Source organism: Paraburkholderia caffeinilytica (assembly GCF_003368325.1).
Classification (GTDB): Bacteria; Pseudomonadota; Gammaproteobacteria; order Burkholderiales; family Burkholderiaceae; genus Paraburkholderia; species Paraburkholderia caffeinilytica.
On record NZ_CP031467.1, the window covers coordinates 4022753 to 4044276 of the forward strand.

Below are 21524 nucleotides of genomic sequence, written 5' to 3' on the forward strand. Positions count from 1 at the left end.
CGTGTCACGCCGACGAGCCGCTCAAATGAACGATCCGTCGACGGCGGCAAGACAGGCGCCATGCCAATCGAACGAGGTGCAGGATGAAACGACGCAGTTTTCTCTCGATGGGCGCCGCCGCCGGCGCGACGCTCTGGTTGCCCCGTGCGTTCGGTGCGCAGGCGGCGGCAGGCGGTCCAACGAATCGTGGCTACGGCAATCTGCTGATCCTCGTCGAACTGAAGGGCGGCAACGACGGTTTGAATACCGTGATTCCGTTTGCCGATCCCACTTACTATCAGCTGCGTAAAAACATCGGCATCAAGCGCGAGCAGGCGATTCAGCTCGACGAGCGCACCGCGCTGCATCCCTCGTTGCAACCGCTGATGCCGCTTTGGCAAAGCCAGCAACTGGCGATCGTGCAGGGTGTCAGCTACGCGCAACCGAACCTGTCGCATTTCCGCTCGATCGAGATCTGGGACACCGCATCGCGTTCGGATCAATATCTGCGCGAGGGCTGGCTCACCCGCACATTCGCGCAGGCGCCGGTGCCCGCCGGTTTTGCCGCCGACGGCGTGGTGATCGGCAGCGCCGAAATGGGGCCGCTCGCCAACGGCGCACGCGCGATCGCGCTGGTCAATCCGGCCCAGTTCGTCAAGGCTGCACGCCTCGTCACACCGGTGTCGCTGCACGAGCGTAATCCCGAACTGGCGCATATTCTCGACGTCGAGAACGACATCGTGAAAGCCGCCGATCGTCTGCGTCCCACGCAAGGACAGGCGCAATTGAAGACGGTGTTCCCCGGCGGCGCGTTTGGCGGCTCGATCAAGACGGCGATGCAGGTGCTCGCCGCGGGAGACACCCCGAACGAAGCCCCCTTGGGGGGCACGCCGCAACGACAGCCGAAGAGCGGGCAGGGCGTCGCGGTGATCCGTTTGACGCTGAACGGTTTCGATACGCATCAGAACCAGCCCGGTCAGCAGGCGGCGCTGCTCAAGCAACTTGCCGAAGGGTTTGCATCGATGAAGTCGGCGCTGGTGGAACTCGGCCGCTGGGACGAGACGCTGGTGATGACCTATGCCGAGTTCGGCCGGCGTCCGCGTGAGAATCAGAGCAACGGCACCGACCACGGCACCGTGGCGCCGCATTTCGTGATGGGCGGGCGAGTGCGGGGCGGTTTGTATGGCGTGCCGCCCGTGCTCGCGCGGCTCGACGGCAATGGCAACTTGCCGGTCGGGGTCGAATTCCAGCGGCTCTACGCGACCGTGCTCGGGCCGTGGTGGGGACTCGACGCGTCGGCGATCCTGCAGCAGCGGTTCGAGCCGCTGCCGTTGCTACGCGCCTGATGACGGACGGCGCTTCCTTCCTGGCATGAGGTGGCGCCCGTTGTGCCGCCCGCTTAGCGGGCGCGCCATGCGATCCAGAGTTTGCGGATCGGCGTCAACGCGATGCGCTGATGCAGCACGCGATAGTCATCACGTTCGATTTCATCCAGCAACGCGAGAGCGAGTGCCGCCTGGGCCACCAGCGTGCGCTGCGAGCGGCGTTCATTCGCGGGCATGGCGGCGAGCGCCGCATGCAACGCATCGCGGGCCCGCTTGGTCTCGAAGCGCATCAGCTCGGTAAACGCGTCGGAATATTTCCGATTGATCAGATCCGCAGCGGTGACGTTAAAGCGCTGCATTTCGTCGATCGGAATATAGATGCGGCCGTGGCGCGCATCATTGCCCGTTTCGACGACGAACTGCGCAAGCTGCAGCGCCTCGCCGAGCGGTGCGGACCAACTCGACGCCTGCGCGCCGTTTTTCGCGGAAGCGCGTGCGACCAGCGATGCGAAGGTGCCGCCGACGCCTTGCACATAGCGCCGCAGATTCGGGTAGTCGAGGTAGCGCGCCTGGTCGAGGTCCATTTCGAAACCGGCAAGCAACGCCTGCAACTCGGGATACTCAGCCTGCACGGCGGGCAGATAAGCCGCCAGCGCCTTGGAAACCGGATGCGACGGTGAGCCCGACGCCAGCGCGGCGAGTTCGTTTTGCCACCACGCGAGTTTGGTGCGGCCGATGGCCGGGTCGCTGGTTTCCTTGACCGTTTCCTCGAACTCGCGGCGCAGCGCGAACAGCGCGGTCAGGAGCGGCTGGCTTGCCGCGGGCGCCTGCCGAAGCGCATAGTAAATGCTCGATCCGGGCGGCGCCGCTTTCTGCTGGCAGTATTCGTCGAAATTCACGGGATAGTAATGTGGGGAAAAGCCGGCGAAGAGGGGCACGGTGTGCGTGCGTTTAGCCAAAAATTGTAGCATCGACGCCCCTCGGTCCGATGCATGCGCAAATGCAGACAAGCGCGAACCAATCGGTTAGAATCTCGCGCTTACGCTTTCGGGCGCGGGTTTTCGACGCGGCCGCGAGCATGCAGGACATCGGGCAGAACGCGCAGCGCTTTGCCCGGCTGCGAGGGTGGCGAAATTGGTAGACGCACCAGGTTTAGGTCCTGACGCCCGCAAGGGTGTAGGGGTTCGAGTCCCCTCCCTCGCACCATCCGTGTAGTAGAGATCCGGTTAGGCAGAGAACCCCGTTAAGTCTTTGGACTGGCGGGGTTTTTTGTTTTTCGCGTGCATGGCGCCGGGCCTCGCGTGCCCGGCAGCGCTCAGGCGCCAGGCGCTGGCGGTTGCGGTTCGCCTTGGGTGCCCGGCAATTCGGCTTGCACGGCGCCTTCGAGAAAGCGGCGGGTCGATTCGAACGCCTGCAGCATCTGATCGGGCCACGGTGTTTGCAGCATGACTGCCTGGTGGTTTTCGAATGCCGACGACAACAGTTTGGCCAGCTCAGGCGAGCGCAGATGACGCAGCAGCACACTGACGGCGATCGCCGTCGCCTGGCTCGCGCCGGCGGTTTGAAGTTCTGAGGCGGTGAGGGCCGCTACCTGTTTGTTGATGTCCACTGAAACTTCCCTGGATGAATGGGGGTGACTGAAAGCCTGACGGCTGGTGCCGAATTTTGACATGGTTGGCGGGCTGCCGCGAACGCGGCTGCCTGGCCGGGCTTGTTCTGCTCGACGTGCTTAGCCCACCCGCCCGCCTGCGGATTAACCCAGGGAAAATAAGCGGCGTAAAGTTGGGGAAACCCGGTTGGAAAAACCGGTTGGGAAAAACCGACATGCATCAGCAAATAAGCGCGACGATTCGACCACGCCCGCCCGATGGTTCACAAGCGCGATTTGTACGATTTGCGTGGTATTCTGCGCGCCGATTTTCGCTGTATTGCTGACACGATATTCGCGGATTAATCCGTGCGACAAATGGATCTCGCAACAGAAGACAATAAAAGAGGGATGCGATGAGCGTGATATTTGCCGTGATCGGCGCAGTGATCGGGATAATAGCCGCCGTGTCGAACGATTTCTCAATTGGCTTCGGCGCATTGATGGGGGGCGTGGGGGGCGTCGCGCTCGCGCGTCTGCTGCAAAAGAAGTCGCCGGGTACCGTGAGCGAATCCACGTCCAGACCGGTCGCGACCGATCGCTTGAGCCCATCCGGCACATCCGCCAGCCCATCCGGCGAACTGGCCGCGCGCGTCGAGCGACTCGAGCGCGAGATCGTCGCGCTGCGCGGCGAGATTCACGAATTGCGGACCGGCGTCGCCGGCGCATCGACTGAAAGCGCGGATGGCGGGCCTGCGACTTTCAAGCTGGGTCCGGCCGATGTCGTGCCGCGTCCATACGCGGTGCCGCCCGCGGCGGGGCAGACGGCGCGCCGTGAGTCCGAGACAACGTCGGCGCAGGCGGTAGCCGTACGCTCGACGGCGAGCGCCAGCGCGGTGACGCCGCCCGCGATGGCCGGTACGCCCGCATCAAGCGAACCGGGTGCATCGAGCACGCTCAATGTCGAGCCGATCGGCCCAATGGCGTTGCCACCGTCGGCCGGATCACTGCTGCCGCCACCGCTTTCCGCCGAACCACTACCGGCGAAAACCCCGTTCGCGCCACCGTCTCCGCCTGCACCGCCGCGCGGTCCCGGTCTCGCCGAGCGCCTCTTCAAAAGCGCCCGCGACTGGCTATTCGGCGGCAACACGGTCGTGCGGGTCGGCATCATCGTGCTGTTCTTCGGCATTGCGTTCCTGCTCAAATACGCGGCCGACAACAGCCTGCTGCCGATCGAATTCCGCCTCGCCGGCGTCGCGCTTGCCGCGACTGCCTTGCTCGGACTCGGCTGGCGCATCGGCGAGCGCCGCGGTGCGTACGGGCTGGTCCTGCAGGGCGGCGGCGTCGGCGCGCTCTATCTGACGGTGTTCGCCGCGACCCGGCTGTACCACCTGTTGCCGGCGGGCGCGGCCTTGCCGTTGATGATCGCGATCTGCGGCCTGAGCGCGTTTCTGGCGGTGCGGCAGAACGCGTCGTCGCTGGCCTTCATGGGCAGCGCGGGCGGCTTCCTCGCGCCGGTGCTCCTGTCGACGGGCGGCGGCAACCACGTGATGCTGTTCAGCTACTACGCGCTGCTCAACGCGGGCATTTTCGCGATCGCGTGGTTCAAGGCGTGGCGTCCGCTGAATCTGCTCGGCTTCGTGTTCACGTATTCGATCGGCGCCGCGTGGGGGGCGACGGCTTACCGGCCTGAGTTGCTTGCGAGCACCGAGCCGTTCCTGATCTTGTTTTTCCTGATGTATGTCGGCATTGCGTTGCTCTACGCGGTGCGCCGCGAAGTCGCGCTCAAGCATTACGTCGACGGCACGCTGGTGTTCGGCACGCCGCTCGTCGCGATCGGCCTGCAAGCGGCGCTGATGAAAGACACCGAATTCGGCCTCGCGTGGAGCGCGGTGGCGCTGGCCGCGTTCTACCTCGCCGTCGCTGGCGGGCTGGCGCGGCAGCGCGCGCGCCTCGGCATGATGTTCGAAGCCATGCTCGCGCTGGCCGTGATCTTTGCCACGCTCGCCGTGCCGCTCGCTTTCACCGGGCCGACCACGAGCGCGACCTGGGCAATCGAAGGCGCTGCGATCACCTGGCTCGCTGTGCGTCAGCGGCGCCTGATGGCGTTTGGCTTCGGCTTGCTGATGCAACTCGCCGCGGCGGGCGCGTATGGGGTCGGCATGTTCGCGCAGATCGATGGCGCGCACGCGTGGCCAATCCTCAACGGCGCGTACATCGCGAGCGTGCTGATCGCGGTCGCGGGCATCTTCACGGGATGGCGGTTGCATGGGCGCGGCGAGGCGGGCGCGTGGCACGCATGGATGCCGCAGATCGGACTCGTCGCCGGCGTGTGGGGGCTGTGTTGGTGGATCCTGGGCGGCCTTGGCGAAATTCACGCGTACGCGCAGACGCATCTTGCCTACGACCACGACCGTTTCGAGATTGCCGTCGCCGCGCTGTTCGCCGCCTTGACGGCGTGGCTCGCGCACGGCGCGCGGCGCAAGCTGCGTTGGCCGCTCGCCGAACTGCCTGCTCTGGCGCTCGTGCCGGTTCTCGCTCTGCTGACGTTGAATCTGTTCATGCTGGGCAGGGCGCCGGTCAGCGGTTACGGCTGGCTGGTTTGCGCGGTTGTCGCGGCGTCCGTCTACTTGCTGCTGTGGCGTCAGCAGCGTGATGTCGGTGACCGTGTGCTCGCGCCGTTGCATGCGCTGATGTTCTGGACAGCCGGCGCGCTCGCCGCGCTGGAAGGCTATTGGGGCCTGCGCGCCTACGTGCCGGAAGGCGCATGGAGCTGGAGTGCATGGGCCTATGGCTTTGGCACGCTGCTGCTGTTGGTGGCGGGTGTCGGGCACCGTTTGCGCTGGCCGGTCGCGCGCTTCGTAACGGCCTATCAGGTGTGGGCCGCGGCGCCGCTCGCCGCCTTGCTGTGGGGGTGGAGCATCGCAAGCGTGACGAGCGACGGCAGCGCCGCGCCGCTCTTCTGGCTGCCGATCGCGAATCCGTTGGATGTGGCGCAGATCCTCGCCTTCATCGCCTGCGCCGTGTGGCTTCGACGGCTTCGCGCACTAGGCGTGCACTGGCATCCACGGGCGTTCGACTACGCGGTGCTCGCGACGCTGTTCCTATGGTTCAACGCATTGCTGCTGCGCACGCTGCATCATCATTTCCACGCGGCGTACGATGTCGATGCGGTGTTGCAGTCGTTCAATTTCCAGCAGGTGTTTCTGGTCGGCTGGAGCGCGTTCGCATTTGCCGGACTGTGGCTCGCGCGTCGTGACAGCATCGTGCGCTTGTGCGCGATTGCGTCGACGCCGCTCGTGCTGGTGATGTGGGCATGGACGTTCTATGCGAACCTCACGCAAGACGGCGGTGTATGGGCACGGCTGCCGCTGCTCAATCCGCTCGACCTCGTGCAGGCGGTGATTTTTGCGCTGGCGGCGGTGTGGCTCGTCCGCATCAGCCGCCTGGGTGTGCCGGTTGGCGAATACCGTGTGCCGTTGCAGGTGGCGGTCGGCGTGACCGGATTCATCTGGCTCAACGCGATGCTGCTGCGCACGCTGCATCACTGGATCGGCGTGCCGTACCGGCTCGACGAGATGTCGCACTCGATGCTCGTGCAGGCGTCGGTATCGGTGTTCTGGACGGTGTGCGCGTTGGCCATGATGATCTGGGCGACCCGCCGGGCCAGCCGGATATTCTGGTTCATCGGCGGCGGACTGCTGACGGTGACCGTCGTCAAGCTGTTCCTGTTCGATTTGTCGCATGTGACGGGTATCGAGCGGATCGTGTCGTTCATCGGTATCGGCCTGATGTTGCTGCTGATCGGCTACTTCTCGCCGTTGCCGCCCAAGGCGGTAGTTCTGGAAACCAAGCAATGAAGCGTGTGCTGATAGCGACGGGGTGGTGTCTTGCGATCTCGTCCGTGTGGGTGTCGACGGCGGCTCTCGCCGCCGACCGTTTCGCGCAGCGTTTTGCGCTCGAACTCGAAAGCGGCGCGGCGTATTACAGCGTGACGCTTCCAGCCGCCGTCTACGCCGCGAGCCAGCGCAGCGATCTCGGCGACGTGCGCGTCTTCAACGGCGCCGGCGAACCTGTGCCTTATTCGCTCGACACGCCACGTGAATCGGCCCGCGCACCGGCCACATTGCGGCCGGTGCATTGGTTTCCCTTGCCGCCCGCCGCTTCCGGCGGTGCCGGCGCACCACTCGGCGTAACGATCGCGGCCGACGGGTCGCTGCGCGCGACCGCGGCCCCGCCGGCCCGCGCCGAACACAACGCGGATCTGATCGACGTCGGGCGCGAGGCGCGGGGAGAGGCGCGGGGCGAAGCCCGGGTCGAAGCGCGGGTCGAAGCATTGGTCATCCATGTGCGCGACGACAATTACCAGGGGCGCGTCAGCGTCGAAGCGAGTGACGATCTGCGCAACTGGCAGCCCGCCGGCGAGGCGCAACTGCTCAAGGTCAGCTACAACGGCAGCACGCTGAGCCAGGACCGCATCGAGCTCAATGGGATGCGCGCGCGTTACCTGCGCTTGCACTGGCTCGACGGCGCGCCGTACGTCGAGTCGATCGATGCTCAGCTGCGGGCGGCCGGCGCCGGTTCCGAGCAGCGCGCGGATACGCAACGGGCATGGCGCGAAGGCATCGTGGCCCACGCGGGGCCGAAAGCCGGCGAGTATTTCTTCGAGACCGGCGGTCCTTACCCGGTCGATCGTTTGCGTCTGAATCTCCCGCAGCCCAATACCGTGGCGCCGGCCGCCGTCTATTCGCGCACGGGTCTGGAGACCGCGTGGCGAGAGGTATCGAGCGCGACGCTGTTCCGGTTGCACAACGGCACGGTGGAACAAAGCAATCCATTGCTCGAACTGATGCCCGACACGGATCGTCAGTGGCGCGTGGTGGTCGACACGCGCAATGGCGGTTTGGGAAGCGGCACATTGACCGTCGCCGCGGGCTGGCGTCCTGCGACGCTTACTTTTGTCGCGCGCGGCGCCGCGCCGTTTACGCTGGCTGTGGGGAGTGCGGCCGCGGTGTCGTCGGCGGTGAGCCGGGCGGATCTGCTGATGGGGGCTTCGTCGGTTGCGGCGGCGGCGCGGCTGGGCGAGGAACTGCCCGCTGGCCAGGAGGCCGATGCGCAGTGGTCGAAAGACCCGGATGCGATGCGGCGCTATATGTTGTGGGCCGCTTTGCTGCTGGCCGTCGGCTCGCTCGGCGCGATCGCCTGGCGGCTGGCGCGCGGAGCCCAGGTCCAGGCCCAGGCCGGCGGCGTGGCTGGGGGCATGACTGGCGGCGGCAGTGGAGCTGACGGGGTGGGCGGCGCCGATGGGGCCGCGAGTGGTGTGCCCGGCGAATCAGGTGCGGCGAACGCTAAGGTGAAAGACGCAGGCACTGCCGATGCTGACGGTCAAAGCACCGGAAAGAACTGACTTCGGCGCGTGTGTATTTGCGGGGTGAAGGATTGCGCCGCTGATTGCACAGCGGGATTGCAGCGCTGAATGCGCACCGCTGATTGCACCGCTGATTGCACAGCGTGATTGCGCCGCTGATTGCGCAGCGGGATTGCACCGCTGGATTGCACGGCAGGACGTCACAGCGCAGACACCACGCGCGTGCACACTGCTGTTTACTCCTCGCGCTCCGACATCGTGTTGATCACCTTGTCCAGCGCCGCGCCGAACGCGAGCTTTTCCTGTTCGTCGAGGCAGTCGAACATGTCCCCGTTCCACTTGCGCGCGATCGGCATCACCTTGCGAAACAGCGCGCGGCCTTCAGGGGTCAGCGACACCAGCACGACGCGGCCGTCTTCGGCGCTCGGCTCGCGCTTCACGAGTCCCTGCTTGATCAACGCCTCGGCCGCACGGCTCGCCTGACTCTTGTCGAGGTTGGCGTGCCGCGCCAGTTCCATGATCGAAAACGGCCCGAACGAGCCCACCGACGCAACCACCCGTGCTTCAGGCAATGTCACGCCCAATTTGTCCTGATAGCGCTCGCTGATGCCACGCTCGGCGAGTTTGTTCAGGACGTGCAGACGGTACGTGAGGAACTGTTCGAGTCCGGTTCTGGCGGAGGCCTTCATGGTCTTCCCGTGATGAGTGGCGCGGTCGCGGCGCTGTGATTGTTGCCGCAACCGTTCCGCCGGTCAACGCGCGCCGTATTTCAGGCGCGTCAATTGTTCGGCTGCGTCCGCCAGCAAACGCGCCGCATCGCGAATCGCGACCTCGAGGGTGATCGGCCCCGGGGCCGGCGAGAAGCAGCCACTGAAGTATTCGGCGAGGCGCGGCAGCGCCGCGGAGTCGACCGCGCCGGAGAGCAGCGTGGCCGGCACGCCCGCTGCCTGCGCATGACGGCAGGCAATGAACGGCGCCTTGCCGTGCAGCGTTTGCACATCCGAGCGGCCTTCGCCGGTGATCAGCCAGTTTGCGCCCTCGAGCGCCGCGTCCAGGCCGATCTGGCGCGCGACGGTTTCCGCGCCTGGCTCGAAGCGCGCGCCCAGCATGTGCAGGGCAAAGCCGAGACCGCCGGCCGCACCCGCGCCGGCCTGGTCGCGTGCCGTGCGGCCCAGCGCCGCCTCGAGCAGATCGGCGAAGCGGGCGAGGGCGGCGTCGATCGGGGCGACCTGTTCCGGCTTCACGCCCTTTTGCGGACCGAACACCGCAGTCGCGCCATGGTCGCCGGTGAGCGGGTTATCCACGTCCGACATGCCGACGAACTGTGTGTCCTTGAGGCGCGCGTCCAGTTGCGACACGTCGAGGCGCGCCACGCGCGCGAGTTGTTCGGGGGTGGCGTCGAGTTCCTTGTCCTGTGCGTCGAAAAGTTTCAGCCCGAGGCCGGCCAGCAAGCCGGCGCCGCCGTCGTTCGTGCTACTGCCGCCGAGCGCGACGAAAAAGCGCCGCACGCCTGCGTCGAGCAACACGCGAATCGCTTCGCCCATGCCGCGCGTGCTGCGCGCCTCGACGGGCACGCCCATGCCGACCGGGTCGGTAATGCCGACGACTTCCGCCGTCTCGATGATCGCGCTGCCATCGGCAAGCAGGCCGGTGAGTGCCTCGCGCACCGGGCCGGCCGCGCCGCGCACGCTCAGCTTGCGGCGCTCGCCGCCGCTCGTGAGCATGGCGTCGAGCGTGCCTTCGCCGCCGTCGGCCATCGGACAGATGCGCACGCTGGCATCCGGCCGGGCGCGCTGGATGCCGGACGCAATCGCCTGCGCGACCTGTTCCGCGCTGAGCGAACCTTTGAAGGAATCGGGAGCAATGACGACGACAGGCGAGGACGGCAAATTCGGCATGGTGTCTCTGAATGGTTGGAGTCGTTGCGAGGGCGGATATGAACAGAGGGAGGCGCAGCCCCAAGCGCGTCCATTAGCTTATCAGCATGGGCGCGCCGACTGAATATGTCGAACGGCATAGCCGGGATTGTCCGTGGGGGCGCGTACGGGAATCATCGGTAGAAACGCGCGCAGCGAGCGGGGCGCCATTGGCCATGTTGACCTGTGTGGCGGAAGCGGCGCCGCTGAAAGGGACTGTTAGATTGCCGCAAGCAGGCTGAAACCGGCGGGGCATGGGCGCGAAATGAGCAGCGAGCAACCACGGGGCTACCTGCAAACAGGTCAAAAACAGCGTGGAAAGCGGCCCGAACACCGATAAAAACGCGCGCAATCATCGAATCCCGGCTAAGCGCGCAAATAGTTTGCTAAAATATTCGGCTCTTTGGACCCAACCGTGCTGCCGGCGGCCTGCAAGCCCGCGGCGCAGGCGCGCAATCGATGCCGAGCGACGCAAATGCGACATCGGCGACATCGACAAGCGGCACGGAGAAGATAACTGATTCGCTCGAATAATTTTAGGACGATTGAAGCCATGGCTAACGTTGTTGAGAACCTCGGCAAGCTCGAACGCCGCGTAACGATTTCCCTGCCGAAGGACGCCGTGCAGAAGGAAGTGGACTCGCGTATCCGTCAACTCGCGAAGAACGTGCGCATGCCGGGTTTCCGCCCGGGCAAGGTACCGCTCAAGATGGTGACGCAACAGTATTCGGGCCAGGTGGAAGCCGAAGTGCTGAGCGACAAGGTCGGCAAGGAATTTTTCGACATCAGCCGCGCCGAAAACCTGCGCGTCGCCGGTCAGCCGAGCTTCGCGCCGAAGGCCGACGCTGCTGAAGGCGACTACGCGTTCGACGCGACGTTCGAGGTGTATCCGGAAGTGAAGCTGGGCGACGTCGCCACGGCTGAAATCGAACGCACCACGACCACCATCAGCGAAGCGGAAATCGACCGCACGCTGGACATCCTGCGCAAGCAGCGCGTGCATTTCCACGCTCGCGGCGAATCCGGCGAGCACGGCGACGGCGGCGCGGACACGGCCGCTAAAGACGGCGACCGCGTGACGGTCGATTTCGTCGGCAAGATCGACGGTGAAGCGTTCCAGGGCGGCAGCGCCGAAGACTTCGCATTCGTGCTGGGCGAAGGCCGCATGCTGCCGGAATTCGAAAAGGCAGCGCTGGGCCTGAAGGTCGGCGAGTCGAAGGAATTCGATCTGGCTTTCCCGGCTGACTATCACGGCAAGGATGTCGCCGGTAAGACCGCGCAATTCACGATCACGATGAAGAAGATCGAATGGCCGCATCTGCCGGAAATCGACGCTGAATTCGCGAAGTCGCTCGGTATCGAAGACGGCGATCTGGTCAAGATGCGCGCTGAGATCAAAGACAATCTCGAACGCGAAGCGAAGCGCCGCACGCAAGCCATCGTCAAGAATCAGGTGATGGACGCACTGCTGAAGATTTCGGAACTCGACGTGCCGGCCGCATTGATCGCACAGGATCAGGAACGCCTGGTCGGCATGGCGCGTCAGGACCTCGAGCAACGTGGCGTGCCGAACGCCGCCGACGCACCGATCCCGGCTGAAATGTTCAAGGAACAGGCTGAGCGCCGCGTCAAGCTGGGCCTCGTGCTGGCCGAGCTGGTCAAGGCCAACGAACTGCAAGCCAAGCCGGAGCAGATTCGTGCCGAAGTCGACGAATTCGCGAAAAGCTACGAAGACCCGAAGGAAGTCGTCCGCTGGTATTATTCCAATCAGCAGCGCCTTGCAGAAATGGAAGCGTATGTCGTTGAAGCCAACGTCGTCGATTTCGTCCTCAGCAAGGCCAAGGTGACGGACAAGGAAGTAAGCTTCGAAGAACTGGCAAGCGCAACGGCGCAAGCGTAAGCGTCGCTGCAACGGCGTGCCGGCTGTCGGAGCGACGGCTCGCACGCCGTTTTTTTGTGCTGTGAAAGTGCGGTGCGTTTTGCATGGCGCGTTTACACCGTTTCACACCGTGTCGCACGCCGCGTTCGCACTGTGATCGGGCACTTGAATACGGGCTCGTCGACCACACCTGTCTAGCATCTAATATTTAGAATATTTCCAGACAAGGATCCATTGCATGACCTTTCGCGCCCAAATGCTGGACACGTTGACCTCCCAGTCGTCCCGGGATCTCGAAGCGCAGGCGCTCGGACTGGTGCCGATCGTCGTGGAAACGAGCGGCCGGGGCGAGCGCTCGTATGACATCTATTCGCGTCTGTTGAAGGAACGCATCGTGTTCCTGGTCGGCGAGGTGAACGACCAGACGGCTAACCTCGTCGTCGCGCAGATGTTGTTCCTTGAAAGTGAAAATCCGGACAAGGACATCAGCTTCTACATCAACAGTCCGGGCGGGTCGGTGTCGGCCGGGATGGCGATCTACGATACGATGCAGTTCATCAAGCCGGACGTGTCGACGTTGTGCATGGGGCTTGCGGCGAGCATGGGCGCGTTCCTGCTGGCGGCGGGCGCCAAGGGCAAGCGCTTTGCGCTGCCGAATTCGCGTGTGATGATCCACCAGCCGCTGGGCGGCGCGCGTGGCCAGGCGTCGGACATCGAAATCCAGGCGCGTGAGATCCTGTACCTGAAGGAGCGGCTGAATCATCTGCTCGCGCACCATACCGGCCAGCCAGTCGAGCGTATCGCACGCGACACCGACCGCGACAACTTCATGTCCGGCGACGACGCGCAAGCTTACGGTCTGGTTGACCAGGTGGCGCACAAGCGTCCTTGAAGTGTCCATGAATCGCCGATGCGGTCTTGCCCCAAAATGGGGTGAGGCCGTCGTCGGATCGGTTGTGAAATAATCAAGACTCGTCCGAGCGCCTGCGGCAAACGCCGTCACCTTGGCTCAAGCCCAGCCGCGCCCAAACTGCGAGGCCGGGGCAAACGGCGTATCATGTAATCGAGTGTCCGGAGGCTCACACATCTATGGCGGACAAGAAAGGTTCTAACAGCGAAAAGCTGTTGTATTGCTCGTTCTGCGGCAAGAGCCAGCATGAAGTCAAAAAACTGATTGCCGGCCCGTCGGTGTTCATCTGCGATGAATGTATCGACCTGTGCAACGAAATCATCCGCGATGAGGCTGCAGGGGCGGGCATCGAGGCGGGCTTGTCCAAGTCCGATCTGCCGAGTCCGCAGGAAATCCGTGAAATCCTCGACCAGTACGTGATCGGTCAGGAACGCGCGAAGAAGATTCTCGCGGTCGCGGTGTACAACCACTACAAGCGCCTCAAGCACCTCGACAAGAAGGATGAAATCGAGCTGTCCAAGAGCAACATCCTGCTGATCGGGCCGACCGGCTCCGGCAAGACCTTGCTCGCGCAGACGCTCGCACGCCTTCTGAACGTCCCGTTCGTCATTGCCGATGCAACGACGCTGACGGAAGCCGGCTACGTCGGCGAAGACGTCGAGAACATCATTCAGAAGCTGCTGCAGAACTGCAATTACGAAGTCGACAAGGCCCAGCGCGGCATTGTCTACATCGACGAAATCGACAAGATCAGCCGCAAGTCCGACAATCCGTCGATCACCCGCGACGTGTCGGGCGAAGGTGTGCAACAGGCCTTGCTGAAACTGGTCGAAGGCACGATGGCGTCGGTGCCGCCGCAGGGTGGCCGTAAGCATCCGAATCAGGACTTCATTCAGGTCGACACCACCAATATTCTGTTCATTTGCGGTGGCGCATTCGACGGCCTCGAGAAAGTCATCGTTGACCGTACCGAGAAGACCGGTATCGGCTTTGGCGCGAGCGTGAAGAGCAAGCAGGACCGCGACGCCGGCGAAGTGCTGCGCGAAGTGGAGCCGGAAGATCTGATCAAGTTCGGTTTGATTCCCGAACTGATCGGTCGTCTGCCGGTGGTGGCTACGCTCGGCAAGCTCGACGAAGCGGCGTTGATGAAGATCCTCGTCGAACCGAAGAATGCCTTGGTGAAGCAATACCACAAGCTGTTCAACATGGAACGCGTCGAGCTCGAGATTCGCCCGGCTGCGTTGCAGGCCGTTGCACGTAAGGCGATTCGTCGCAAGACGGGCGCTCGCGGCCTGCGCTCCATCCTGGAACAGGCGTTGCTTGACGTGATGTACGACTTGCCGCAGATGAAAGGCGTTAGCAAGGTCATCATCGACGACAACGTGATTGACGGTGACGGTAAACCCCTACTGATCTACGAAGATGCGCCCAAAGTGGCGGGTTCGAACTGATCGGCTTTCGGGTTATGCAAAAAAAGCCGTTCATGGCAACGTGAACGGCTTTTTTCGTTTATCGTGTGGTCAGGATGGTTGTTTTCACTATGGAGTCACTGAACCTTCGGAGTCACTGAACTTTTCCCACACGCGGAGGCTTGCAATCTTTTCTGCCGGCCTCACCTATCGAACGAACTGATTCCACTCATGGGGAAATGAAATGTCAGGAACCCAACTCCTTCCGCCGGAACGCATTACGCTCCCGCTGCTCCCGCTGCGTGACGTAGTCGTCTTCCCGCACATGGTGATTCCGCTCTTCGTAGGCCGCCCGAAGTCGATCAAGGCTCTCGAAGCAGCGATGGAAGGCGGCAAGCACATCATGCTCGTCGCCCAGAAAACGGCTGCGAAAGATGAGCCGACCGAAAAGGACATGTACGAAGTAGGGTGTGTTGCCAACATCCTGCAAATGCTGAAGCTGCCAGACGGCACGGTTAAGGTACTCGTCGAAGGCTTGCAGCGCGCAAAAACGCTTTCCATCGAAGAACAGGAAACGCAGTTTTCGTGCGAAGTCATGCCGCTCGAACCCGACCACGCCGACAGCGCTGAAACTGAAGCGCTGCGCCGCGCGATCGTGTCGCAGTTCGACCAGTATGTGAAGCTGAACAAGAAGATCCCGCCGGAGATCCTGACGTCGCTGTCGGGCATCGACGAGGCGGGTCGTCTGGCCGATACGATCGCGGCGCATCTGCCGCTCAAGCTCGACCAGAAGCAGCACATCCTCGAGATGTTCCCGGTCATCGAGCGCCTCGAGCATCTGCTCGCGCAACTCGAAGCCGAGATCGACATCCTGCAGGTCGAAAAGCGCATCCGCGGGCGTGTGAAACGCCAGATGGAGAAGAGTCAGCGCGAGTACTACCTGAACGAGCAGGTCAAGGCGATCCAGAAGGAACTGGGCGAAGGCGAAGAAGGTGCGGATCTCGAGGAACTCGAGAAGCGCATCACGGCTGCCCGTATGCCGAAGGAAGCCAAGAAGAAGGCCGACGCCGAGCTGAAGAAGCTCAAGCTGATGTCGCCGATGTCCGCTGAAGCGACCGTCGTGCGCAACTACATCGATACGCTGATCGGCTTGCCGTGGCGCAAGAAGAGCAAGGTCAACAACGACCTCTCGAATGCGGAACGCGTGCTCGACGAAGACCACTTCGGTCTCGAGAAAGTGAAGGAACGCATTCTCGAGTATCTCGCGGTCCAGCAACGTGTCGACAAGGTCAAAGCGCCGATTCTGTGCCTCGTTGGGCCTCCGGGTGTCGGTAAGACGTCGCTGGGTCAGTCGATCGCTCGCGCTACGAACCGCAAGTTCGTGCGCATGGCGCTCGGCGGCGTGCGCGACGAAGCCGAGATTCGCGGTCACCGTCGTACGTATATCGGTTCGATGCCCGGCAAGATTCTGCAAAGCCTGACCAAGGTCGGCGTGCGCAATCCGCTCTTCCTGCTCGACGAAGTCGACAAGATGGGCCAGGATTTCCGCGGCGATCCGTCGTCGGCATTGCTCGAAGTGCTCGATCCGGAGCAGAACCATACGTTCGCCGATCACTACGTCGAAGTCGACTTCGATCTGTCGGACGTGATGTTCGTGGCAACGTCGAACTCGCTGAACATTCCGCCGCCGTTGCTCGACCGCATGGAAGTGATCCGTCTGTCGGGTTACACGGAAGACGAGAAGGTCAGCATCGCGCAACGTTATCTTTTGCCCAAGCAGAAGAAGAACAACGGCCTCAAGGATGGCGAGGTCGATGTGACGGAAAGCGCGATCCGCGACATCATTCGTTACTACACGCGTGAAGCGGGCGTCCGTTCGCTCGAGCGTGAAATTTCGAAGATCTGCCGCAAGGTCGTGAAGATGCTTCTGCTGAAGAAGGCGGAAGGCGCGGTGAAGGTCGACGGCAGCAATATCGACACCTTCCTCGGCGTGCGCAAGTATGACTTCGGTCTGGCCGCCAAGGAAAATCAGGTCGGTCAGGTCACGGGTCTTGCGTGGACGGAAGTGGGCGGCGATCTGCTGACCATCGAAGCCGCGGTGATGCCGGGCAAGGGCAATGTGATCCGCACGGGTTCGCTTGGCGACGTAATGAAGGAATCCGTCGAAGCTGCGCGCTCAGTGGTCCGCTCGCGTTCGCGCCGTCTGGGGGTCAAGGACGAAGCGTTCGAGAAGCAGGATATTCACATCCACGTGCCGGAAGGCGCGACGCCGAAGGACGGTCCGTCGGCCGGCATCGCGATGACTACCGCGCTGGTGTCGGTGTTGACCGGTATTCCGGTTCGTGCCGATGTCGCGATGACGGGCGAAATCACGCTGCGTGGCGAAGTCCTGCCGATCGGCGGCTTGAAGGAAAAACTGCTGGCGGCGCATCGCGGCGGCATCAAGCTGGTGCTGATTCCGGAAGAAAACGTCAAGGACTTGACGGAGATTCCGGACAACGTGAAGAACGCGATCGAAATCATGCCGGTCCGCTGGATCGACAGGGTGCTCGAACTTGCGCTCGAACGTGTGCCGCAGGCGTTGCCGGAAGAAGAGTCCAAGCCTGCTGCGCCTGTCGCAGCGGCCGAGCCGGGCAAGGACGCCGGTGCCACGGAAGTCGTGAAGCACTAAGTTAGCCGGCGGCGAAAGCTGTTTGCCGTACAAAAACCCGCGACCCTGGTCGCGGGTTTTTTATTGCCGGCGAGATACCGGAAGTCACGCCAGGCGGGCATGCAATCCCATTTTTTGAGCAAAGAGCGCTCCCAGTCGTGGACTGGTTGCGCGCGCATCGATCTACGGCAGGATTTGGTGATAGGAGGCCGCCCTCCAGAAGCGCTTAAATCAGGCTCAACCCCGCTTGACACAAGGGTTTCGGCCAATTCTAATGAGTCGGCTCGGCGTTACCCGCCAGCCGCGTGATGCCAGGCGCTACAGAGCGCCGTCACGATTGCCATAAACATTCTCGGGGGTTGGAATGAATAAAACGGAATTGATCGATCACATTGCACAGCAAGCCGATATTTCGAAGGCCGCGGCCGGCCGTGCACTTGACGCAGTGATCGGCGGGGTCAAAGGTACGTTGAAGAAGGGCGGTTCGGTGACTTTGGTGGGGTTTGGCACCTTTGCCGTGGGCAAGCGCACCGCGCGTACGGGACGCAATCCGCGCACCGGCGCCGCTATCAAGATCAAGGCAGCGAAGGTTCCTAAATTTAGGCCTGGCAAAGCTCTGAAGGATGCGCTAAACTAATGGGCTTGCTGCTTGAGGAATTGCAGATTCGTCAGAGAGAAATGCGAAGAAGTGCGACGAATTCTGCGTGACTTGGTGTCACACTAGTTGATACGCAAGTTGCTCAGTCAGGCGGCAAAAGCGGAAGCACGCTGAATCGTGAAACGGGTGCTTAGCTCAGTTGGTAGAGCGGCGCCCTTACAAGGCGTAGGTCGGGAGTTCGAGCCTCTCAGCACCCACCATTTCCGTTTCACGAGGATGTCCAGAGGCGTCCATAGATGTCCGGTGCAATCCGCTGAAACCCGCATGGCTAATGGCTCTGCGGGTTTTTTATTGCTTGTCGCCAATCAAAAGACGTCCGACGAAGGCCAGCGAAAGCTGGCCTTTTATCGTTGTATTTTTCGTTGTATTTTGACTCCTGTGTCCGCGACTGCTCAGGTATACAACGATGGCTCGCTCCCCGCTTCACCAACTTACACGGCTCGAGATCGCCAACGCAAAGGCAGCTGCCAGGCCTTACGCTTTGTCGGATGGCGGGCGACTTTACATTCTGATCAAACCGGACGGGGCGAAGCTTTGGCGATGGAATTACGATTTCGCCGGCAAGACCAAAACGATGGCGCTGGGTGGGTGGCCAGAGGTGTCGGAAAAAGAGGCTCGCGCTGCTCATGCTGCGGGCCGTGAACTGCTTCGGCAGGGCATTGATCCGATGCAACGCAGGCGCGAGGCGAAGGCTCAAGCTAGGTTTAACGCCGACGCGACTTTTGAAGCGGTGGCAAAAGTCTGGATCGGGGAGCAGAAAGCGCACTGGTCTGCAGACTATCTGGACAAGATCCAGCGGCGGCTTGCTAAGAACGTCTATCCATGGCTCGGTAATCGCCCGATAGCCCAGATCGCTACGCCAGAGTATGTCGAAATAATCCATCGGGCTCGCGATCGTGGCGTGGTCGACACGGCGAGGCGAGTGCGCGAAACCTGCAATTGCGTATTTCGGCATGCAGTTGAGAATGGGCTGATCAAGTCATCGGAGAATCCGGCAATCGATCCTAAGGTGGGAGGCGTTAGAACGCCGCCCGTGCGGCACTATGCGGCAATTATCGACCCTGACGCGCTGGGTCAGCTGGTGCGTGCGATACGATCCTACAAGGGCACATCTATCGTTCGCGCTGCCTTGCAATTCACCCCGTTGGTATTTCAGAGGCCTGGCCAGGTGAGAGCCGCTCGATGGGAGCAGTTCGATCTGGACAAGGCGCTCTGGACATGTCCGGCAATGATGATGAAGGGAAAGCTGGAGCGTAAGAGAAGCGGGCCGCCGCATCTAGTACCGTTGTCGCGCCAGGCAGTTGAAATACTCCGGGAGTTGTATCCACTGACCGGACCGGAGGGCTACGTCTTCCCGAGCCGCAAGGCTGGCCTGCCGATGTCGGACGGCACTGTCAATGCTGCCTTGCGAACCTTGGGTTATTCGGGGCAGGAAATGACTGGTCACGGCTTTCGTGCAACTGGTCGTACCCTTATTCGAGAGCGCCTCGGGTATGCCAAAGAAATCGTCGAGCGCCATCTTGCGCACGGCAGTGACGAGGAGCTGGGGGATGCGTACGATCGAACTCAGTTCTTTGAGCAGCGGCAACGGATGAGCCAGGACTGGGCTGATTATCTTGATCGTCTTGCTGTCGACAAGACTATCAAAAACGATAGCTCGCCATCGGCCACGCCGGCGAGGAAAAGGGTATTGTCGGCGGACGGCGTCATGACTAGCGGCGAATTGCAACCCGCAGCTGCAAGTCTCGAGTCGACTGTTGATACTCCGAGTGCTGGAGCAGGCGTGTAATCGCACCCGGGCATCGAGCGATCATTTCTAGTTCGACTGCACCAGCACGGACACAGCAAGGCTGCTTCGCCTCGTCGTCATATTTTGCGCAGAGGGGGCTCGTCTGGACTGTAGCAGTCCCGTCGCCCTCCTCGGGCAGGCGATCGCCACCCAGCCGCCGACATATCGCAGCCATGATTTGGCCACGGCCAGATGTGGGGTCCCTGATTATTCGACTACCCAAGTGCACTGCGAGTGGCTGCTTGTTCATGCGCAAGGCAGGGGGACACGAGCCTATCCTATGCAGTTTTGGCATTCATCTGCGCCAGCTAATACGCTTTTTTTGTCGAGAGTTTTAAACGCACTGCGTACCTAGTCTACCGATTTGCCCCTGCAGGCCGTGCAGGCGGAGTTCAGCGTGATGGACGCTCGATTCGACGTGGCCCGCGTTATTTGCGCAGACGAAATAGGACAGTGCTAAGCTAAATCGTGGCTTGTCGTAAAGGGCTTTCGCTTCGGAAAGCTTTCGAACATGACAAACGTAATATCTGAGCTGGGCTTTCTTTGCCCCAAGTGTGGCGTCCCAATGGAGGACGGTTGGGAGATTCTCGCTGCGGGAGAGGTTCACCGCCTCACTTGCCAGTGCTGCGGCACCGAGTTCGACGGTTTGATTGTCGAATGTCTCGCTTGTGGATCCGAAGACTTTATTACGAGCGTCTCGGCAATCGATCCAGAGGAAATCGCCTGCTCTTCATGCGGTCATTGCAATCGTCCTAGCAGAGCTGACGATGAAGAGTCTTGTTTATGAGCGCGGGCTCAATATCGGCGGGGAACACATCGTGCTCAGTTTATTCAAGACAGCGCGCGGTTTTTCTCTCGAGCGACGGGTTATTGAAAGGGATCAAACGGCGTCCGTTCAGGTCCTTCCGATTACTGCCTTGCGGGACTTACATCGATTCGCAAGTGCGGATCCTTATTCGGCAGAACTGGCTCCGTTGTATTACGAAGTTCGGCGTCACCTTGTAGAAAATCGCGTGGCCGAATAGCTAGGCGAGCGCGTGAAGGGGTTGAGGAGGGTGAAGAAATGACTACCCAACAGACGTCCCCTGAAGTAAGCAGGTTTTTCGAAAAAATCATGGTCGCCAAGGACGAATCTGAATTAGCAGATTACGTAAGATCGCTCGTCATTGCGCTTGGCGGGGAGTCGTATGTGTTCGTTTCACTCCATCCCGGTGTTACAACGGCTAGCCGTGCCACACATCGCTTTCTCATTGGTTGCCGCCCCGAATGGTGCCAGATGTATAACGCCAATAAATGGTATATGACCGATCCATTTTTGGAGTATGCGCGAAGCAACACCGCACCGATCACTGGATCGGAGGTAGTCGTTGAAACGCAAGGCCAGCGCGAAATGCTCGCAGCGGCAAGCAAAAACGGGTTCAGAAGCGGGATCGTTGTGCCTGTTCATGCCAGCACGACAGAGCGTATGGGCGTTCTGTACATCGGATCCGACGATAGTCAGGCAGTAGGGGAAAAGAGGCTCACTGCGCAGCGATTGTATTTCAGGGCGCTTGCCATGGAATTGCTCGACTGGTCCATCCGAACGGCGAAACACGAGGTCCTTGAGGCGCATGGTATTACTGAGATGGATCTTCGCGTAGTGGGTTACCTTAAAAGTGGATTTACCGCAGAGGACATTGCTCGTGAGCTTGATGTCTCGGTCCAGACCGTCTACGGAAACTATAAAAAAATAAAGGATAAGCTTGGGGTTTCGCACATCTCAGAAGCGGTTAAGTTCGCGGAAGTGAATGACCTTCTGGCGTAATTCGGGCCGAGCGTTTTGGCTCTCACTCACTTTACCGACGATCGCAGGCGTCTCATTCTCTATCGGATACCCTTGGGCATTTGTGGTTGTGGTCCTGTGCGTTCTTCCTGCACTGGACGCGGCGATAGGGCGAGGTACCCCGCGACTGGGGCAAGCCACCGAGAAGACACACGAAGATCAGGTGCCTTGTTGGTTCGCTCTCACTTGGGCCTCAGCAGTCGCGATCGGCGCGTACCATGCATCAAACGC

Annotated in this window: 15 protein-coding genes and 2 tRNA genes; 13 read left to right on the forward strand and 4 right to left on the reverse strand. The window is 61.8% G+C overall.

Annotated elements, in window-relative coordinates; translation table 11 throughout:
• Nucleotides 1-83 precede the first annotated feature (83 nt).
• Nucleotides 84-1325, forward strand: a complete 1242-nt coding sequence (locus DSC91_RS34265) for a DUF1501 domain-containing protein (RefSeq protein WP_115782908.1) — start codon at nucleotides 84-86, stop codon at nucleotides 1323-1325.
• A 53-nt stretch (nucleotides 1326-1378) separates the two neighbouring features.
• Here the strand turns inward: DSC91_RS34265 and DSC91_RS34270 are convergent, their stop codons facing one another.
• On the reverse strand, nucleotides 1379-2203 hold the full coding sequence (locus tag DSC91_RS34270; RefSeq protein WP_115783612.1) for a squalene/phytoene synthase family protein: 825 nt from the start codon (nucleotides 2201-2203) through the stop codon (nucleotides 1379-1381).
• 220 nt (nucleotides 2204-2423) lie between these two features.
• Here DSC91_RS34270 and DSC91_RS34275 point away from each other — a divergent pair.
• Nucleotides 2424-2510: transfer RNA gene (locus DSC91_RS34275), tRNA-Leu, on the forward strand.
• Nucleotides 2511-2619: 109 nt separating this feature from the next.
• On the opposite strand, the gene DSC91_RS34280 is transcribed toward DSC91_RS34275, so the two are convergent.
• Complete coding sequence (locus tag DSC91_RS34280) at nucleotides 2620-2913, reverse strand: hypothetical protein (RefSeq protein ID WP_115782909.1); 294 nt, start codon at nucleotides 2911-2913, stop codon at nucleotides 2620-2622.
• 395 nt (nucleotides 2914-3308) lie between these two features.
• Between DSC91_RS34280 and DSC91_RS34285 the strand changes: the two genes are divergently transcribed.
• Both DSC91_RS34285 and DSC91_RS34290 read left to right on the forward strand, forming a co-directional pair.
• Complete coding sequence (locus DSC91_RS34285) at nucleotides 3309-6752, forward strand: DUF2339 domain-containing protein (protein WP_115782910.1); 3444 nt, start codon at nucleotides 3309-3311, stop codon at nucleotides 6750-6752.
• Complete coding sequence (locus tag DSC91_RS34290; protein WP_115782911.1) at nucleotides 6749-8299, forward strand: DUF3999 domain-containing protein; 1551 nt, start codon at nucleotides 6749-6751, stop codon at nucleotides 8297-8299. Before DSC91_RS34285 ends, DSC91_RS34290 begins: the two co-directional genes overlap by 4 nt.
• Nucleotides 8300-8496: 197 nt before the next feature.
• Here DSC91_RS34290 and DSC91_RS34295 read toward each other — a convergent pair whose 3' ends face one another.
• Both DSC91_RS34295 and DSC91_RS34300 read right to left on the reverse strand, forming a co-directional pair.
• A complete protein-coding gene (locus DSC91_RS34295; protein WP_115782912.1) occupies nucleotides 8497-8949 on the reverse strand; it encodes a MarR family winged helix-turn-helix transcriptional regulator in 453 nt (150 codons plus the stop codon).
• 63 nt (nucleotides 8950-9012) lie between these two features.
• Entirely contained in the window at nucleotides 9013-10158 is a 1146-nt protein-coding gene (locus DSC91_RS34300; RefSeq protein WP_115782913.1) for a glycerate kinase, read from the reverse strand.
• A 571-nt stretch (nucleotides 10159-10729) separates the two neighbouring features.
• On the opposite strand from DSC91_RS34300, the gene tig reads away from it, so the two are divergent.
• The 9 genes from tig (at nucleotide 10730) to DSC91_RS34340 (ending at nucleotide 21275) form a co-directional block, all read left to right on the forward strand.
• Nucleotides 10730-12076, forward strand: a complete 1347-nt coding sequence (tig, locus tag DSC91_RS34305) for a trigger factor (RefSeq protein WP_115782914.1) — start codon at nucleotides 10730-10732, stop codon at nucleotides 12074-12076.
• Nucleotides 12077-12293: 217 nt separating this feature from the next.
• Entirely contained in the window at nucleotides 12294-12947 is a 654-nt protein-coding gene (gene clpP, locus DSC91_RS34310) for an ATP-dependent Clp endopeptidase proteolytic subunit ClpP (RefSeq protein ID WP_007182010.1), read from the forward strand.
• Between the two features lie 197 nt (nucleotides 12948-13144).
• Nucleotides 13145-14416: an ATP-dependent Clp protease ATP-binding subunit ClpX gene (gene clpX, locus DSC91_RS34315; RefSeq protein ID WP_006048928.1), complete on the forward strand. Its 1272-nt coding sequence runs from the start codon at nucleotides 13145-13147 to the stop codon at nucleotides 14414-14416.
• A 202-nt stretch (nucleotides 14417-14618) separates the two neighbouring features.
• Nucleotides 14619-17045 (forward strand): endopeptidase La, encoded by a 2427-nt coding sequence (lon, locus tag DSC91_RS34320; protein ID WP_115782915.1) that lies wholly within the window; start codon nucleotides 14619-14621, stop codon nucleotides 17043-17045.
• Nucleotides 17046-17388: 343 nt separating this feature from the next.
• Entirely contained in the window at nucleotides 17389-17661 is a 273-nt protein-coding gene (locus DSC91_RS34325; RefSeq protein ID WP_007585907.1) for an HU family DNA-binding protein, read from the forward strand.
• 145 nt (nucleotides 17662-17806) lie between these two features.
• Nucleotides 17807-17882: transfer RNA gene (locus tag DSC91_RS34330), tRNA-Val, on the forward strand.
• Between the two features lie 206 nt (nucleotides 17883-18088).
• Complete coding sequence (locus tag DSC91_RS34335; RefSeq protein ID WP_115782916.1) at nucleotides 18089-19471, forward strand: tyrosine-type recombinase/integrase; 1383 nt, start codon at nucleotides 18089-18091, stop codon at nucleotides 19469-19471.
• A gap of 767 nt (nucleotides 19472-20238) precedes the next feature.
• Entirely contained in the window at nucleotides 20239-20496 is a 258-nt protein-coding gene (locus tag DSC91_RS37735; protein WP_162831499.1) for a hypothetical protein, read from the forward strand.
• A 38-nt stretch (nucleotides 20497-20534) separates the two neighbouring features.
• Nucleotides 20535-21275, forward strand: a complete 741-nt coding sequence (locus DSC91_RS34340; RefSeq protein WP_115782917.1) for a helix-turn-helix transcriptional regulator — start codon at nucleotides 20535-20537, stop codon at nucleotides 21273-21275.
• The last annotated feature ends 249 nt before the right edge of the window (nucleotides 21276-21524 follow it).

What these genes read in the sequence shown, in the direction of transcription:
- DSC91_RS34265 (WP_115782908.1), top strand. Translation starts at nt 84, where the DNA reads ATGAAACGACGCAGTTTTCTCTCGATGGGCGCCGCCGCCGGCGCGACG.
- DSC91_RS34285 (WP_115782910.1), top strand. Translation starts at nt 3,309, where the DNA reads ATGAGCGTGATATTTGCCGTGATCGGCGCAGTGATCGGGATAATAGCC.
- DSC91_RS34290 (WP_115782911.1), top strand. Translation starts at nt 6,749, where the DNA reads ATGAAGCGTGTGCTGATAGCGACGGGGTGGTGTCTTGCGATCTCGTCC.
- DSC91_RS34295 (WP_115782912.1), bottom strand. Translation starts at nt 8,949, where the DNA reads ATGAAGGCCTCCGCCAGAACCGGACTCGAACAGTTCCTCACGTACCGT.
- DSC91_RS34300 (WP_115782913.1), bottom strand. Translation starts at nt 10,158, where the DNA reads ATGCCGAATTTGCCGTCCTCGCCTGTCGTCGTCATTGCTCCCGATTCC.
- tig (WP_115782914.1), top strand. Translation starts at nt 10,730, where the DNA reads ATGGCTAACGTTGTTGAGAACCTCGGCAAGCTCGAACGCCGCGTAACG.
- clpP (WP_007182010.1), top strand. Translation starts at nt 12,294, where the DNA reads ATGACCTTTCGCGCCCAAATGCTGGACACGTTGACCTCCCAGTCGTCC.
- clpX (WP_006048928.1), top strand. Translation starts at nt 13,145, where the DNA reads ATGGCGGACAAGAAAGGTTCTAACAGCGAAAAGCTGTTGTATTGCTCG.
- lon (WP_115782915.1), top strand. Translation starts at nt 14,619, where the DNA reads ATGTCAGGAACCCAACTCCTTCCGCCGGAACGCATTACGCTCCCGCTG.
- DSC91_RS34325 (WP_007585907.1), top strand. Translation starts at nt 17,389, where the DNA reads ATGAATAAAACGGAATTGATCGATCACATTGCACAGCAAGCCGATATT.
- DSC91_RS34335 (WP_115782916.1), top strand. Translation starts at nt 18,089, where the DNA reads ATGGCTCGCTCCCCGCTTCACCAACTTACACGGCTCGAGATCGCCAAC.
- DSC91_RS37735 (WP_162831499.1), top strand. Translation starts at nt 20,239, where the DNA reads ATGAAGAGTCTTGTTTATGAGCGCGGGCTCAATATCGGCGGGGAACAC.
- DSC91_RS34340 (WP_115782917.1), top strand. Translation starts at nt 20,535, where the DNA reads ATGACTACCCAACAGACGTCCCCTGAAGTAAGCAGGTTTTTCGAAAAA.